Origin of the sequence: Nonomuraea africana, assembly GCF_014873535.1 — a bacterium.
Lineage (GTDB): Bacteria > Actinomycetota > Actinomycetes > Streptosporangiales > Streptosporangiaceae > Nonomuraea > Nonomuraea africana.
Genome location: NZ_JADBEF010000001.1, coordinates 5,496,590 through 5,511,890, shown reverse-complemented (window position 1 = coordinate 5,511,890; position 15,301 = coordinate 5,496,590). Strand labels below are relative to the sequence as shown.

13 protein-coding genes are annotated in these 15,301 nt (G+C 71.1%); 2 read left to right on the top strand and 11 right to left on the bottom strand.

The window, feature by feature from the left end; translation table 11 throughout:
* Positions 1-92: 92 nt before the first annotated feature.
* Positions 93-1,313, bottom strand: coding sequence for a hypothetical protein (locus H4W81_RS26035; RefSeq protein ID WP_192777219.1), 1,221 nt, complete (start codon positions 1,311-1,313; stop codon positions 93-95).
* 360 nt (positions 1,314-1,673) lie between these two features.
* Positions 1,674-2,930, bottom strand: a complete 1,257-nt coding sequence (locus H4W81_RS26030) for a glucarate dehydratase family protein (RefSeq protein WP_192777218.1) — start codon at positions 2,928-2,930, stop codon at positions 1,674-1,676.
* A 113-nt stretch (positions 2,931-3,043) separates the two neighbouring features.
* Between H4W81_RS26030 and H4W81_RS26025 the strand changes: the two genes are divergently transcribed.
* A complete protein-coding gene (locus H4W81_RS26025) occupies positions 3,044-4,471 on the top strand; it encodes an aldehyde dehydrogenase (NADP(+)) (protein WP_192777217.1) in 1,428 nt (475 codons plus the stop codon).
* An 80-nt stretch (positions 4,472-4,551) separates the two neighbouring features.
* Here the strand turns inward: H4W81_RS26025 and H4W81_RS26020 are convergent, their stop codons facing one another.
* Genes H4W81_RS26020 through H4W81_RS26000 form a run of 5 tightly spaced genes read right to left on the bottom strand, consistent with a single transcriptional unit; the run spans position 4,552 to position 9,371 of the window.
* Positions 4,552-5,454, bottom strand: coding sequence for a 5-dehydro-4-deoxyglucarate dehydratase (locus H4W81_RS26020; protein WP_192777216.1), 903 nt, complete (start codon positions 5,452-5,454; stop codon positions 4,552-4,554).
* A 30-nt stretch (positions 5,455-5,484) separates the two neighbouring features.
* A complete protein-coding gene (locus tag H4W81_RS26015) occupies positions 5,485-6,231 on the bottom strand; it encodes an IclR family transcriptional regulator (RefSeq protein ID WP_225958800.1) in 747 nt (248 codons plus the stop codon).
* Between the two features lie 52 nt (positions 6,232-6,283).
* Positions 6,284-7,144, bottom strand: coding sequence for a carbohydrate ABC transporter permease (locus H4W81_RS26010; protein WP_192777214.1), 861 nt, complete (start codon positions 7,142-7,144; stop codon positions 6,284-6,286).
* Positions 7,141-8,067, bottom strand: coding sequence for a carbohydrate ABC transporter permease (locus H4W81_RS26005; protein ID WP_318781958.1), 927 nt, complete (start codon positions 8,065-8,067; stop codon positions 7,141-7,143). Before H4W81_RS26005 ends, H4W81_RS26010 begins: the two co-directional genes overlap by 4 nt.
* Complete coding sequence (locus H4W81_RS26000) at positions 8,064-9,371, bottom strand: ABC transporter substrate-binding protein (protein WP_192777213.1); 1,308 nt, start codon at positions 9,369-9,371, stop codon at positions 8,064-8,066. Before H4W81_RS26000 ends, H4W81_RS26005 begins: the two co-directional genes overlap by 4 nt.
* A 137-nt stretch (positions 9,372-9,508) precedes the next feature.
* On the opposite strand from H4W81_RS26000, the gene H4W81_RS25995 reads away from it, so the two are divergent.
* The gene (locus H4W81_RS25995) at positions 9,509-10,303 is read left to right on the top strand and encodes an NAD-dependent epimerase/dehydratase family protein (protein ID WP_192777212.1); all 795 of its coding nucleotides are present in this window, start codon (positions 9,509-9,511) and stop codon (positions 10,301-10,303) included.
* A 55-nt stretch (positions 10,304-10,358) separates the two neighbouring features.
* Here the strand turns inward: H4W81_RS25995 and H4W81_RS25990 are convergent, their stop codons facing one another.
* The 4 genes from H4W81_RS25990 to H4W81_RS25975 are packed head-to-tail and all read right to left on the bottom strand — an operon-like array spanning position 10,359 to position 15,068.
* Positions 10,359-12,257 (bottom strand): DUF6807 family protein, encoded by a 1,899-nt coding sequence (locus H4W81_RS25990; RefSeq protein ID WP_225958799.1) that lies wholly within the window; start codon positions 12,255-12,257, stop codon positions 10,359-10,361.
* A complete protein-coding gene (locus tag H4W81_RS25985) occupies positions 12,245-13,297 on the bottom strand; it encodes a mandelate racemase/muconate lactonizing enzyme family protein (RefSeq protein WP_192777211.1) in 1,053 nt (350 codons plus the stop codon). Before H4W81_RS25985 ends, H4W81_RS25990 begins: the two co-directional genes overlap by 13 nt.
* Positions 13,294-14,169 (bottom strand): 5-dehydro-4-deoxyglucarate dehydratase, encoded by an 876-nt coding sequence (locus H4W81_RS25980; RefSeq protein ID WP_192777210.1) that lies wholly within the window; start codon positions 14,167-14,169, stop codon positions 13,294-13,296. Before H4W81_RS25980 ends, H4W81_RS25985 begins: the two co-directional genes overlap by 4 nt.
* Positions 14,170-14,171: 2 nt before the next feature.
* Positions 14,172-15,068 (bottom strand): NAD-dependent epimerase/dehydratase family protein, encoded by an 897-nt coding sequence (locus H4W81_RS25975; protein WP_192777209.1) that lies wholly within the window; start codon positions 15,066-15,068, stop codon positions 14,172-14,174.
* Positions 15,069-15,301 lie beyond the last annotated feature (233 nt).

Genomic DNA, 15,301 nt, shown 5'->3' with positions numbered 1-15,301 from the left:
CCTTCTCACCGAACTGGCGCAGTTCGGCCCCGAGCTCTCCCGCGCTTCCACCTGCCTGACACCCTCGACCCGCATGACAGCCCTTCAGCACCCTAGGACTGGAAGATCCGCAAGGCTTTCGTCAGGGCGTTCAGGCGGCTGGGTGAGGCGAGGCCGACGTGGTAGAGGTGCAGTTCGTCGGCTCCCGCCTTGGTGTAGGCGGTGAACGACTCGGCGAGCCGGGCCTCGTCGGCGGGCTTGGGCGGCAGGAACAGCACGTAGGCGCCGAGGCGCTGGCCCGGGGAGGCGAGTGCGGACAGCCTGGTGAGGTTCGAGGTGGCCTCCTCGTGGCTGCCCCAGCACATGCCCACCAGCCCGTCGAGCGTGGGATCGGCGTCGGGCAGGGTGGCGAAGGGGCCCGCCGCCCAGGGATCGGGGTTGGCGTGGGTCCTGATGGGCAGACCGGGCGCCAGCTCTCTGGCCGCCGCGACCAGCCGGGCGCGCAGCGAGCTCGCCAGGCGACCCCTGCGCTCCTGCACGGGCCCGGCCGACTCCCCGAGCGCCTCCTCCACCGACCCCGGCTCCACGGGCCCACGACCCGCCACCCCGCCTTCGACGGTGTGGGCCGGCGTCGTGCCAGAGGTTCCGAGAGGGATGGTCGAGGCTGTGTCTGGACTCGCCGGGCCGTCGATGGCGGTGCGGACTCGGGCTTGCAGCTCGTCGGCGTCGGTGTAGCCGGGGCGGCAGGCCGTACAGAAGCAGAGGGAGAGCAGGGCCGAGTGGACGGAGGTCCAGTCGGCGCCGCCGGTCTTCTCGTGGACGCTCTGGTGACCGAACCCCATCGGCCCGCACGCCTCCAGGATCAACCCGTCGGGCGCGCCCACCGAGACGATCTCCCTGACCATCCGCTCGCAGTACTCGGCGACGTCCTCGTGCGACGGGCACAGCGCGTAGGGGTAGGCGTCGCCGAAGGCGTTGCGGACGACCACGTCGGGGTGGGCGGCGCCGAGGTGGCTGCTGTGGGTCAGGACGATCCACGCGTGCACGGGCAGGCCGACGGCGCGCAGGGCGTCACGGGCCTGGAGGAAGGCGTCGGCGGCGGTCCAGGTGGGGTTCGGGGGGACGAGCCGGCCCCATGCCGCCTGCCGTACGGGGAGGTAGAAGGCGGAGTAGGGCACGTCGAGGACCCTGTGCGCGGGGTGGAAGGGGGTGGCGGCGCGGGTGGAGTGGTAGGAGGCGGCCAGCGCGACCGCGTCCACCCCGAGCGCGGCGATCCTCTCGGGCGCGGCGGGGTCGCCGACGACGTCCCAGGGGTAGACGTAAGCGATGTTCATGGGGGCCGATTCTCCAAGGATCGTGAGATGCGTTTCCCGAAAGCGGCCCACCCCGGAAGATGACCGTCTCCCGGGAGATGACCGTCTCTCGGAAGGGACCGCCTCTCGGAAGGGACCGCCTCTCGGAAGGCGGTGTCTTCCGGGGGTGACCATCTCTCGGGAAGGAGCCGTCTCTCGGGAGGGAGCGTCTCTTGGGAAGGGGCGTCGTCTCTCGGGACGGGTGTTTCTCCTACGGGGGATGTCTTCCGAGTGGTTCTCTTGCCCGACAGCCCGCTCCCCCGGGAGCCGTCTTCTCTGGAAGGAGGGTTTCCGGAGAAGGCGGGGGTGCCCGTCCTCGGACGGATGGCGGGCACCCCGGAGTCACCAGCGTGGGCGGGTGTTGGAGAAGGAGGGGTTGAACCTGCGCATGTACGACGTGTCGTCACGAGCGGTGAAGCCGCACGTCAGGTACTGCTCGTGCATCTTCGCCAGCGCGTCCCGGTCCAGCTCCACCCCGAGCCCGGGCCCCTTCGGCACCGGCACGGCGCCGTCGACGAACCGCAGCGCCCCTGGCGCGACCACGTCCTGCCCGTCCTGCCAGGGCGTGTGCGTGTCGCAGGCGGTGGCGACGTTCGGGACGGCGGCCGCCAGGTGGGTCATCGCGGCCAGGCTGATGCCGAGGTGTGAGTTGGAGTGCATCGACAGCGAGATCCCGAACGTCTCGCACAGCCTCGCCAGCTGCACCGAGCGCGCCAGCCCGCCCCAGTAGTGGTGGTCGGACAGGAGCACCCCGATCGCCCCCTGCCTGATGGCCGGCGGCAGGTGCTCGAACGTCACCACGCACATGTTCGTGGCCAGCGGCATCGGCGACCGCGCGGCGACCGCCGCCATGCCCTCGATGCCCGCCGTGGGATCCTCCAGGTACTCCAGCGTGCCCTCGAGCGCCCGCGCCACCTCGATCGAGGTCTCGACCGACCAGACCGCGTTGGGGTCGAGGCGCAGCGGGAGCGAGGGGAACGCCTCGCGCAGCGCCAGGATGGCGTCGACCTCCTGCGAGGGCTCGAAGACGCCGCCCTTGAGCTTGATGGAGCGGAAGCCGTACTCCTCGATGAGCAGGCGCGCCTGCGCCACGATCCCTTCGGGATCGAGCGCCGCGCCGAACCTGTCGTCGGCCTCGCCGGGGTGCCCCGCCCACTTGTAGAAGAGATAGGCGCTGTACGGCACGGCGTCGCGCACGGCGCCGCCGAGCAGGTCGCTGACCGGACGGCCGAGCGCCTTGCCGCGGATGTCCAGGCAGGCCACCTCGAACGGGGAGTAGACCCGGTCGACGCTCTTCTCCTTGGTGGCCGCGCCCGTCAGGCCGTGCAGGTCGGACACCACGTCGCCGACGAGGGCCGAGACGCGGGTGTAGATCTCGTTCTGGGCGTGGACGTCGAGCCCGACCAGCGCCTTGGCCACCGTGCGCACCTTCTCCAGGTGGGCCAGGTCGCCGTAGGTCTCGCCGAGTCCCGACAGTCCGTCGTCGGTGACGACCTCGACGACGGTGCGCAGCGCCCACGGTTCGTGGACCCCGGCGGCGTTGAGCAGGGGAGGGTCGCGGAACGCGACGGGGGTGACAGTGATCTCTCTAATGTTCATATATGTGAACAACCGCCAGAATTGTGGACGACTGTCGGTAACTGTAAGAATCGGGCACAGTGAGTGTCAATAGCAGGCTAAAGTGAAGTGTGATATTGCACAGGGGTGAAGCGATGATCTACGCATACGACCCGCGTACCGGCGAGACCTTCGGCGAGGCGATTCCCGAGAGCACCGACGCGGAGGTGGACGCCGCCGTCGAGGCGGCTCACGCGGCCGGCCCCGCCTGGCGCTCGACCGCCAGGCCGGAGGCACTCGAAGCGATCGCCGCCGCGCTGGAGGCCAACGTCGACGAGCTCTGGGCGGTCGCCGACAGGGAGACCGCGCTCGGCGAGACCAGGCTGCGCGGCGAGGTGGCCCGCGCGGCCAGTCAGTTCAGGCTGTTCGCCGAGGTGCTGAGGGACGGCGGCCACCTGGAGGCGGTCATCTCCCGGCAGGCGGACGTGCGCCGCATGAACCAGCCGCTGCCCGGCGTCGTGGGCGTCTTCTCGGCCTCGAACTTCCCCTTCGCCTTCTCCGTCGCCGGCGGCGACACCGCCTCGGCGCTGGCCGCGGGCTGTCCCGTCGTGGTCAAGGCGCACCCGGCGCACCCGCTGACCTCCGAGTTGTCGGCCAGGGTGATCAGATCTGCGCTGCCCGACCCCGCGCTGCTCGGCCTGGTCCACGGCCTGGCCGCGGGCAAGCGCCTGGTCCAGCACCCCCGCGTGGTCGCGGTGGGGTTCACCGGCTCGATCCCCGGCGGCAAGGCGATCCAGGCGCTCATCGACGAGCGTCCCGACCCGATCCCGTTCTTCGGCGAGCTGGGCAGCGTGAACCCGGTCGTCGTGCTGCCCTCGGCCGCCCGCGACGGGCTCGCCGCCGGCTTCGCCGCCTCCCTCACGCTCGGCACGGGGCAGTTCTGCACCAACCCGGGGCTGGTCTTCGTGCCGGACGACGCCGACCTCGTGACCTCGCTGGGTACGGCGGTGGCGGGCAGCAGCGGCTCGGCCATGCTCAGCGAGCGGATCAGGCAGGGCTACCTGGACGGCGTCGAGCGGCTCGCCAAGCTCACCCTGCTGGCCGAGGGCGCGCAGGGCGATGGGTCGTGGGCCGTCGCGCCGCGCGTCTTCACCATCGACCTCGCGGCGTTCGCCGACCAGTTGCCCTCGATCGCGGAGGAGTGCTTCGGCCCCTCGTCGATCGTGGTGACCTATGGCGACGCCGCGGAGCTTCCCGCGGTGCTGGAGCGGCTGGAGGGCTCGCTCACGGCCACCGTGCACGCCACCGACGTCGACGAGGCGCGTCCCGTCGCCGAGGTGCTGTCGCGCAGGGCGGGACGGCTGATCTGGAACGGCTGGCCGACGGGGGTCGCGGTGTGCTGGGCGATGCACCACGGCGGACCGTGGCCGGCCAGCACGGCGCCCGCGCACACCTCGGTCGGGGCGATGGCGATCAGGCGGTGGCTCCGGCCGACGGCCTACCAGGGCTGGCCGGCCGAGCTCCTGCCGGCCGAGCTGCGCGACGACAACCCGCTGGGCGTCCCGCAACGCATCGACGGCTGAACCGGTTCCGTGCGGGAGAGCCGGGTCCGGTTCTCCCGCACGAACCGGCCCGGCCCCTTCCGCACGAGCCGGGTCTCGGGTTACCCGGCGATCTCCATGCCCGTGGCGATGATGCGTTCCAACGCGGCGACGTGCTCGGGCGCCGCGTCCACCAGCGGGGCGCGCACGCTGCCCGGGTCGAGCCCGCGCAGCCGGACACCGGCCTTCACCAGCGACACCGCATACCCGGGCACGAGGTCGCGCAGCTCGACCAGCGGCAGGTAGAACCCGGTCAGCAGGCGCTGGACCAGCACCTCGTCCCCACCCGTCACCGCCTTGTAGAAGGCCAGCGCGATCTCGGGGGCGAAGGCGAACACCGCGCTGGAGTACAGCGGCACACCGAGCCCCCGGTAGGCGGGCACCGTCAGCTCGGCCGTCGGCAGGCCGTTGAAGAAGGTGAACTCGCGGTCGGTCGCCTGCCGGACGCGGAGGATGATCCGCTGGAGCAGGTCGAAGTCGCCGAGACCGTCCTTGAGGCCGATGACGCTGGGCAGCTTGGTGAGGGCGACCGCCGCCGACGGGGTGAACCGGGCCGTGCCGCGCTGGTAGACGATGATCGGCAGCTCGGTGACGGCGGCGACCTGCCGTACGTACTCGACCAGGCCCGTCGCGGGGGCGGAGACCAGGTAGGGCGGCATCAGCAGCAGGCCGTCGGCGCCGGCCTCGGCGGCGGCCCGCGCGCACGACTGCGCGAACGGGAGCGATCCGCCCGCTCCCGAGAGCACGGGCGTCCGGCCGGCGGCGGCGGCGACCGAGGTGGCGACCACGGTGGCGTACTCGTCCAGGCTCAGGGCGTTGAACTCGCCGGTGCCGCAGGCGGCGAACACCCCTCCGGCCCCCGCGGCCACCCCCTTGGCCACATGCGTGGCCAAGGCCTGGCTGTTCACGGAGCCGTCGGCGGCGAAGGGGGTCACCGGAAAGAAGAGAACACCATCAAGACGCATTTTTCCTCCAAAAATGCGCCGGATGATGAATTATCGGATGCCCTCCCGGCGCAGAGTGGCAGCGAACCTGCGGGTATGCCTGATGACCGCCTCGGCGATCCGCTCGATCTCCTCCTGGGGCAGGTCCGCGGGCATCGAGCAGCTGATGGCGTCGGTGGCGGGAATGCGGTAGTCGACGGCCACGGCCACGCAGGCGACGCCCGGGGTGCCCTGCTCGCGTTCGAGCGCGTAGCCGCGCGCCCTGACCTGGTCGAGCTCGTCGGTGAACTTGGCAAGGTCGGTGATCGACCGCTCGGTGAGCGCTGGCAGCGGATCCGGCAGCAGTGCGGCCACCTCGTCGTCGGTCAGCTGCGCCAGCAGCGCCTGGCCGAGCGCCGTGACACTGGCAGGCAGCCTGCGGCCCACCCTGGAGATCGCGTGCCTGTCGCGCGACTCCCTCGTCGCCAGGTAGAGCACGTGCCCGTCGTCGCGCCGGGCGAAGTGCACCGTGTGCCCGATCTCCTCGCGGAGGTCCTCCAGAGCGTCGTTGGCCAGCGGCAGCGCCGGGTCCTTGTCGAGGTAGGCGGTCCCGGTCAGCAGCGCGTGCGGCCCGATCCCGTAGGCCGAGCTGCCCGCGTCGGCCTCGATCCACTTCAGCTCGACCAGCGTGCGCATCAGGGCGTGCAGGCTGCTGCGCGGGAAGCCGGTGCGCTTCTGAAGCTCCGACAGCGTCAGGCGCTCCGGTGAGGCGGCCAGGGCCTCGAGGATTCGGACCGTCCGCTCCGCTGACTTGACCATCGAGGGCTCCATGGGTGCCAGAATAATGGATGCCATCCATGTACATGGACATCTAACCCTTGACAGCGCCGCTGGTCAGACCCCGCATGAACTGCCGCTGGAAGGCCAGGAAGGCGATCACCGAGGGCAGCAGCGCGAGGAGCGAGGCGGCCAGCAGGATGCCGATGCCCACCTCCTCGTCCGAGCGGAGCGAGCGCAGCGCGATGGGCAGGGTCCAGTGGCTCGACTCGTTGGCGACGATCAGTGGCAGCAGGTACTGGTCCCAGATCATGGTGAAGCCGAAGACGCCGATCGCGCCGAGCGCGGGCTTGCACAGCGGCAGGATGATCGTGAAGAACGTGCGCAGCTCGCCCGCGCCGTCGATCCGCGCCGCCTCCTCCAGCTCGACCGGCACCTCCTTCATGAACTCGGTCATGACGAGGATCGAGAACCCCCACGCGCCGACCGGCAGGATCATGCCCGCGTAGGTGTCGATCAGGTTCGCGTGGATGAGCGGCAGATCGGCCAGCACCAGCGAGAGCGGGATGGCGATGATCTCCTCGGGCAGCATCATCGTGGCCAGCATGATCAGCAGCACGAACGTCATGCCCCTGAACTTCTTGCGCGCCAGCGAGTAGGCGGCGAAGACGCTCACCACCATCTGCAGGGCGAGGCCGAACCCGACGACCACGAAGGAGTTGAACAGGTAGAGGTAGACGTTCTTGTCGGCCGCCTGCGTGAAGTTCTCCAGCGTGAACTCGTCCGGCCACAGCGAGAAGCTGGTCGGGTCGAGCGTCTTGCTGAACGCGCTGACCAGCAGGCCCACCAGCGGACCCGTGAAGACCAGCACCATCACCGAGTAGACGAGGATCTTCCCGGTCGTCGCCAGCGGGCCCCTCTTCGACTCCAGGCCCAGCGCGCTGTCGAATCTCATGCCGCCTGCCTCCTGCGCATCAGCTGGACCGCGACCGTGAGCACGAGTGTGGCGACGAACAGCACGATGCCGCCTGCCGCCGCGATGCCCAGCTCGCTCCGCTGGAACCCGAGCTTGTAGATGAGGGTCATGAGCACCTCGGACGAGCCGTTGGGCCCGCCGTTGGTCAGCACGTAGACCTCGACGAACACGCGCAGACCCCTGATGGCCGCCAGCGTGAACAGGATCCAGAAGACCGGCCGCAGCGCGGGCAGCGTGATGTGCCGCAGCCTGGACCAGGTGCTGGCCCCGTCGACCGCCGCCGCCTCGTACAGGGTCCTGTCGATGCCCACCAGCCCGGCCAGGAAGATCATCATGTCGTACGGCGTGCCGCGCCAGATGCTCATGCCCATGATCGACCAGAGCGAGGTGTCCTCGCTGGCCAGGAAGGGCTGGGGGTCGATCGCGACCCAGCCGAGGATGGAGTTGATCAGGCCGGTGTCGCCCGGGTGGTACATGATCCGCCACACCTCGGCCACCGCCGCCATGGTGGTGACCACCGGCAGGAAGGCGGCCGTCCTGACGAACCACAGGTAGCGGGCGGGGCCCTCGATCAGCAGGGCGAGCGCGAGGCCGAGGACCAGCGAGCCCACCGTGGTGCCCACGGCCAGCAGCACGCTGTGCCAGACGGCGCTGACGAACGCGTCGTCCGACATGATCGTGCGGTAGTTGTCCAGCCCGACCCACTCGTCGCCGAGGAACGGCTGGACCTTGAAGAAGCTCATCCGCAGGCCCTCGAACATGGGGATGAACTTGAAGTACAGGAAGAGGATCAGCGCGGGTGCCAGGAAGAGCCACGCGACGGCGGTGCCGCGCCACCGCCCCGTGCTGGGGCGGCGGCGCGGTTCCGTCCGCTGCGGCGGCCGCGCGAGGGTGGTGGTCACGACGCCTTCTGCGCCTGCAGTTCCGCGGTCAGCTTGGTGGCCAGGCCGTCCATGGCCGTCTTGACGTCGGCGCCGCAGTCGGCCCAGACGGCGTTGATGGCGTCGGCGGTGGTCTGCCTGATCGGCGCCCAGTTCGGCACGGGGGAGCTGTAGACCGCGTCGGCGTAGGCCTCCTGGAAGACCTTCCAGCGGGGGTCGGACCGCTCGGCCGTCATGTCCACGCCCTTGTGCACGGGCAGGCGGACGATCGCGCCGGGCGCGTCCTTGTTCATGCCGATGCGCTGGCCCTCGGGGGAGACGGCGAACTCGGCGAACTTCTGCTGGCCCTCCTCGTTGGCCGAACCGGCCATGAGGTAGACGTTCTCGCCCTCGCCGAGCGTGCCGGGACCGCCCGAGGGGCCCTTGGGCACCTTGACGACCTCGAGCTTGTCGGTCCCGATGCTCTTGACGAACCTGGCCAGCACGTACGGGCCGACCAGGTAGACGCCGCCCTGGCCCTTCTCGAAGACCTCGTGGGTGACGGTGGTGTCGTTGCTGACCGCGCCGGGGTTGACGGTCTTGGCGACGCAGAACTGGTCCTGCAGCCACTTGACCGCCTCGACGGTCTTGGGGTCGGAGACCGCCGGGGTGAACTTGCCGCCGCCCGCGTCGGTGAGGAAGTTGCCGCCGTTGGCGTAGATCAGGGAGGAGGCGTACCAGGAGGCGTAGCCGCGCTTGGTGCCCGCGGGGGCGACGAATCCGAAGGTGTCCTTCTGCCCGTTGCCGTCGGGGTCCTCCTCGGTGAAGGCCTTGGCCAGCTTGCCCAGGTCGTCCCAGGTCTGCGGGGGCTGCAGGCCGACCTTCTCCCGCCAGTCCTTCCTGATGATCAGGGCGAACGCCTGGGCGGAGAACGGCGCCGCGTAGTACTTGCCGTTGCCGGCCGCGGCCGCCTGCCAGGCCCGGTCGGCCAGCTGGTCGCCGCCCTTGAGCTTGGCCCTGTCGACCTCGCGCAGCCAGCCCTGCGACTGCATGTTGCCGAGCTGCGCGGTGTCGTTGATGACGATGTCGGGCAGGTTCTTCTGCGCGGCCTGCTGCTGCAGTTTGGTCTCGAAGTCGTCGAAGAGCGCGACGACCTTGGTCTTGACGCCGCTCGCCTTGGTGAAGGCGTCGGCCAGCTTCACGGCGGTCTTGGCGGAGTCGGAGTCGGGAGCCTGCCGGATCCAGATCTCCAGGGCGTCGTCGCCCGAACCTCCGCCGGAGCCGCAGCCGGACAGGGTGACGGCGAGCGCCGTGGCAATCGCGGCCCCGAACAGATGACGTGGCATCAGACCGCCTCCTTGTTCACATACGTGGACGTGTTTCGCGGATGTGTTTCGCGTTCATGTGAACGTAACGAGTGGCCTGGATCACGTCAATATTCCATGGATGTGAATTCGCGTCATATGCGTGTACAACAGTCCCCATGCGAATCCTTGTCACCGGCGCCGCCGGCAAAGTCGGCACCCTCCTTCGCCCCCGGCTCGCCAGGGAGGGGCGGATCGTCCGCCTGTCCGACGTGGTCCCGCTGGAGGCGGGCCCAGGCGAGGAGGTCGTGATCGCCGACCTCACCGACGCCGACGCCATGGCCGCGGCCATGAAGGGTGTCGACGCCGTGATCCACCTGGGCGGGCAGAGCCGCGAGCACCCGTGGGCCGACATCGTGCGCGCCAACATGGACGGCACGTACGTGCTCATGGAGGCGGCCCGGCAGGAGGGCGTGCGGCACGTCGTCCTCATGGGCAGCCACCACGCGGCGGGCTTCCACACCCGGCCCGCCGACGGCGGCGACCTGCCCGACTACGCCTTCCCGCGGCCCGACACCCTGTACGGCGTGAGCAAGGTCGTGATGGAGGCGCTGGGCAGCCTGTACCACGACAGGTTCGGCATGAACGTGACGGTGGTCAGGCTCGGCACCTGCAACGAGGGCTCGGCCGACACCAGGGGCCTGGCCACCTGGATGTCACCCGACGACTGCGCCCGCCTGATGGAGGCGGCGATGACGGCGACCGGCTACCACGTGGTGTGGGGGGTGTCGGACAACACGCGGCGGTGGTGGTCGCTGGAGGAGGCGAAGGCGATCGGGTACGAGTCGCTGGACGACTCGGAGGCGCACGCGGGCCCCATCCTCGCCGAGCAGGGCGAACCCGACCTGACCGAGCCGCTGCACGATCGGGCCGGTGGGGTGTTCACCCTGCGCGAGCTCGGCGGCCGGTGGTGACGGCGAGGGGCCGGTGATCATCGCGATCACCGGCCCCTCGGCCGCGCACAGCCCTTCACCCGATCCCGGCCGCCAGCTCCGCCGCGGCCGTCCTGCCGAGCCGGCCGTCGGCCACCACGGTGACCACGCGTCTGCTCAGCGTCCTGGCGACCTTCAGCGGCCGGTCCCAGGCCAGTGCGGGGCCCGCGCCGGGGTACTCCGCCACCCGCACGAACCACGGGTCGGGCGGGCCGACCTGGACGAAGACGAGGCTCCACGCGCCGGACACCATGGCCAGCCACCGCGTCGCGCTGCCGTGCACGGCGTGCTCGCCCTCGGCCTCGGCGGTGAACACGTCCAGGTGCGCGGAGGCCATGGGCGCTCGCCAGAAGAACCCGCCGTAGCCCGCGCCGGGCCGTCCCTTGCACGCCGAGCTCCTGATCTCCAGCGGCTCGGCCACGGTGAGCGTGAAACCGAAGTCGAGCGCCCACGCCTGCCTCGCCGGGCGGGCCAGCACGGTCCGCTGCTCGCGCGCGAGGGCCGCGCCATCGGGGCCCACCCAGGTCAGCGCCTCCCTGAACCCCTCGTCCAGCTCCTCGAAGACGTCGTGCCGCTGGTGCCCGTGGTCGCCCAGCCACGCGGGTCCGCTGCCCTCGACGAAGGTCCTTCCGCCCCAGAAGTTGACCCCGCCCACGTCCGCGATGGCCAGGCTCACCCCGAGGTGGTGGACGTGGTCGGCGGGGTGGAACTCGCTCACCTCCACGCCCCCGCGCGTCCGCACGGGATACAGGTAGGGCCTCGGGGCGTCGGTGGCGGGCAGAGCGGGACGCCAGACGTAGGAGGCGACCGGGGTCCCTTCGACCCGCAGCTCGCGCCTGCCCGCCCACGGCGCGCCGAGCTCGGAGAACAGCGCCAGGCGTCCGGCGCTCAGGTCGGTCAGCTCCCGCACGCCCGGCACCTCGCGCCGGTCGGGATGGATCCGCTGGTGCTCCTCGGCGATCGGCAGCGGGTCGGGGGCCAGCCGTACCGCCTCGAGGAACTCCATGAACGCGCCCGTCCTGGCCAGCGGGGCCAGGAGCTCGGCGCCGGTCGTGACGTGCTCGACCAGGTTCTCCAGCAGGTCGGCACGTGGATGGACGACGCCGTTGAGCTCGTCGGTGGTGTAGACGAGCCGTGCCGTGCCGCCGGTGCCGTGCACGACCAGGTACGGCTCGGTGCGTCCCGTCGCGCACAGCGTCACCGCCACCGTGATCACCCGGCCGTCGGCCAGCCTGATCCTGGCGGCGGAGGTGTCGTCGGCCTCGATCGGGTTGGCGTGGAAGAGCTCGAGCTCGACCGAGGCGACGGAGCCGAGCTCCTCGGCGCCCGCGACCGCGAGCGCGGTGGCGGTCGCGTGGGCGAACGGGTTGGTGAGCGCGCCGTCGACCACGTCTCGGCCGTTCAGCCGGCGCCGGCCCGACCAGGCCGAACGGGTGAAGTAGCCGGCGGGACGCTCCCACGCGCCCGCCACCCCGATGCCGTGGATGTCGCCGAGCTCTCCCGAGGAGATCAGCTTGCGCAGCGCGGGCACGGCGGAGGAACCGAGGCTCTGGAAGCCGACCTGGCAGCCTAGACCGCTCTCCCGCTGGGCCGAGGCGATCAGCTCGAAATCGGCGAGCGAAGCGGCGGGGGGCTTCTCCAGCAGGACGTGCGAGCCGGCGCGCAGGGCGGTGACGGCGAGGTCGGCATGGGTGTTGATGGGCGTGCACACGATCGTGATCGCGGCGCCGGTGCGTTCGATCAGCGCGGCGAGGCCGTCCGGGCCCGCCTGGTCGGGGGTGCCCAGGCCGTCCAGCGTGCCGGCGTCCACGGGACGCACGTCGCAGATCCCCGCCAGCTCGACCAGGCCCCGCCCGGTCAGCCTGCGCAGGTTCTCCAGGTGCGAACGGCCGTGGCCGTACGCGCCCGCGAGCACGACCTTCGTCACCCCGCCCATGTCAGCCCCAGCCCCGGACGGCCCGCCGACCGCAGCTCGGCGCCCTTGATCCGCACGGGGTGCGGCTCGGCGAGCAGGCCCAGGTCGGCCAGCGACGCGTCCTCGACCAGCTCCACCATGGCGGGATGGTGGAGCGAGAGCGCCAGCTGGCCCGACAGCTCGGTCAGCAGATGCGGGTAGACGGGGACGTCGAAGGTGCGGGCCAGCTCGGCGATGCGCAGGAAGGGGGTGATCCCGCCGACCCTGACCACGTTGGGCTGGATCACGTCGCACGCGCCCGCGATCAGCAGGTCGCGGAAGCCGTACGTGGTGTAGACGTTCTCGCCCACGGCCACCGGGACGTCGATGCTGCGGCGTAGCTCCACGTGGGCGGCGATGTCGTCGGCCGGGAGCGGCTCCTCGATCCAGTGCAGGCCGTACGGCTCGAGCGCGGCGATCGCGCGCCTGGCTCTGTGCAGGTCCCAGCGCTGGTTGGCGTCGATCATCAGGATCGTCCCCGGCCCGACGATCTCGCGCACCGTCGCGACCCGTTCGACGTCCTCGGCCAGCTCCGGCCGCCCAACCTTGATCTTGACCGCCGGCAGTCCCGCGGCCGCCCAGCGCCCGGCCTGCGCGGCGAGCTCGTCGTGCGAGTAGTGCAGGTTGACGCCGCTGCCGTAGACGGGGACGCTCTCGCGGCGGGGCCCGAGCACGTCCACGAGGCTCTCCTCGCCGCAGCGCAGGTCCCAGAGCGCCAGATCGACCCCCGCCAGGGCGACCGTGGTGATCCCGCCTGGCCCGGCCTCCCGCAGGTGCCGCCACAGCCGGTCCCAGACCAGCTCGGGGTGGGCGGGCAGGCCGATCAGCGCCTCGCGGACGTCATGGTCGAGCAGGGCCTTGACGGCGTGCGCGCCGATCTGCGGCGTCCAGGAGAACCCGGTGCCCTTCCGCCCGTCGTCCAGCGTGATCTCACAGACGATCACGTGGTTGTGCCGCACGTCATCGCCCCACGGACGGCGGAGCGGGGCCGATCGGAGCGTGGTCCGCAGGTCCGCGATCATCTGGTCACCAGCCTGAGGCCAGTCTCGATCAGCGCGTCGAGCTCGTCCACGTGCTCGGGGGTGAGGTCGGTCAGCGGCGCCCTGACCTTGCCGACATCCAGGCCGCGCAGCCGCAGGCCCGCCTTGACCAGGGAGACCGCGTATCCGGGAGCCTTGCTGCGCAGCTCGACCAGTGGCGCGTAGAACGCGTCCAGCAACCGGTCGTCGCCGTGGAAGTAGGCGACGGCGATCTCGGGGGCGAAGGCGAACACCGCCGAGGAGTAGAGCTCGACGCCGAGGCCCCGATAGGCGGGCATGGTCAGCTCCGCGGTCGGCAGGCCGTTGAAGAAGGTGAACTCCCGGCCGACCTCCCTCCGCACCGCCAGCACCGTGCGCTGCAGCCGGTCGACGTCGCCCAGCCCGTCCTTGAGACCGATCACGCCGGGGACGCGGGCGAGCTCCACCACCACGTCGGGGTCGAGCACCACCGAGCCGCGCTGATAGACGATCACCGGAAGCTCGGCGGCCACGGCCCGCACGTACTCGACGAAGCCCGCCCTGGTGCCCTGCGCCAGATAGGGCGGCATGAGCAACAACCCGTCGGCGCCGGCCGCGCGCGCGGCCCGCGCCTGCTCCAGCGCCGCGCCGAGCGGTCCGCCCGCCCCTGCCAGCACCGGCACCCTGCCCTGGACGGTGTCGGTGGCCACGCGCACGGCACGGGCGTGCTCGCCCTGCGACAGGGCGGAGAACTCGCCGGTGCCGCAGGCCACGAAGACCGCGCCGGGGTCGCCGGCCAGCCCCTTGCCGATGTGCTCGGCGAGCACGTCCTCAGCCAGCGCGCCGTCGGCGGCGAACGGAGTCACGGGGAAGAACAGGACGCCGCTGAGATTCACGGTCAGATGGTCCCTTCGGAGAGTTCGGTGCGCCAGCTGCGCTTGGCCTGCCAGCCGAGCAGCCGTTCGGCCTTGACGGAGGAGAAGGCGGGAGCCGATCCGGTGAGGGCGGCCGCGAACTCCGCCGTCGAGGGGATGACCCTCGGCAGCAGGTCGGCCAGCGGCTCGCGGGCCAGGGCGTCCGCGGCGCCGGCGAAGAAGACCTCGCCGTTGGGCAGGCCGGGCAGCCGGTCGAGCAGGGCGATCACCAGCTCGGCCGCGTCGCGGGCGTCGATGTAGTTGAACAGCGAGACCCCGGCGATGTCGGGCCGATCCAGCCGCTCGGCCACGGTGTGGCCCGACTGGGTGGGAGCTCCGTCCCACTCCTCGGGAGCGATCACGAAACAGGGGCGGAGGGCGGCCAGCCGCGTGGTGGTGGCCGTGCGGGCGAAGGAGCGCATGGTCTCCTCGGCCACCAGTTTGGACAGGCTGTAGGCGTTCCACGGCCGGGTCGGATGCGCCTCGTCGATGGGCAGGTAGCCGGGCGTCCAGCCGTTCGGCGAGCCGTATCCGATGACGGTCGGGCTGCTGGCCACGATCACCTTGCCCACGCCGAGGGCGACGGCGGCATCGCACACGTTGAAGGCGAGCTGCGTGTTGGTGCGGAAGGTCACCACGTCGCTCCGGCTGAACGGGGTGGCGATCGCGGCCAGATGGACGACGGCGTCCGGCCGGAAGCGGGCGATCACCTCGTACGCCTCGCCGAGGTCCGTCAGGTCGGCGGGTAGCTCGGCGGCGGCGACGGCGGGGCTGCCGTGCGCGCGGTCCACGCCGATCACCTCGTGCCCTGCGGCGGCCAGGGCGCACACGACGCTGCGCCCGAGGCGCCCCGCGCTCCCGGTGACAAGAGTTCTGCTCACGGGTTGTCTTTCCCTTCTGGCAGTCGCGAGCATGCTCGGGACTGCAACCAGTTGCATGAAACACTGTCGGCATCCACGAGAAACGTCAAGAGCGCATTTTCGCCTGACGGCGATGACCTGGAGGTTTGCCTCCGTTGCGTTCGAGCCGCGGGACGCAACCGGTCGCAAGGTGGGAAGTGTCGGCCCTGGCGACGATGCAACCGTTTGCGTTAGTGTGCGGCGGAGGGCTGGGA

What these genes read in the sequence shown, in the direction of transcription:
- H4W81_RS26000 (WP_192777213.1), bottom strand. Translation starts at nt 9,371, where the DNA reads ATGCCACGTCATCTGTTCGGGGCCGCGATTGCCACGGCGCTCGCCGTC.
- H4W81_RS26035 (WP_192777219.1), bottom strand. Translation starts at nt 1,313, where the DNA reads ATGAACATCGCTTACGTCTACCCCTGGGACGTCGTCGGCGACCCCGCC.
- H4W81_RS25995 (WP_192777212.1), top strand. Translation starts at nt 9,509, where the DNA reads ATGCGAATCCTTGTCACCGGCGCCGCCGGCAAAGTCGGCACCCTCCTT.
- H4W81_RS26025 (WP_192777217.1), top strand. Translation starts at nt 3,044, where the DNA reads ATGATCTACGCATACGACCCGCGTACCGGCGAGACCTTCGGCGAGGCG.
- H4W81_RS26015 (WP_225958800.1), bottom strand. Translation starts at nt 6,231, where the DNA reads ATGGTCAAGTCAGCGGAGCGGACGGTCCGAATCCTCGAGGCCCTGGCC.
- H4W81_RS26010 (WP_192777214.1), bottom strand. Translation starts at nt 7,144, where the DNA reads ATGAGATTCGACAGCGCGCTGGGCCTGGAGTCGAAGAGGGGCCCGCTG.
- H4W81_RS26030 (WP_192777218.1), bottom strand. Translation starts at nt 2,930, where the DNA reads ATGAACATTAGAGAGATCACTGTCACCCCCGTCGCGTTCCGCGACCCT.
- H4W81_RS26020 (WP_192777216.1), bottom strand. Translation starts at nt 5,454, where the DNA reads ATGCGTCTTGATGGTGTTCTCTTCTTTCCGGTGACCCCCTTCGCCGCC.
- H4W81_RS25990 (WP_225958799.1), bottom strand. Translation starts at nt 12,257, where the DNA reads ATGGGCGGGGTGACGAAGGTCGTGCTCGCGGGCGCGTACGGCCACGGC.
- H4W81_RS25985 (WP_192777211.1), bottom strand. Translation starts at nt 13,297, where the DNA reads ATGATCGCGGACCTGCGGACCACGCTCCGATCGGCCCCGCTCCGCCGT.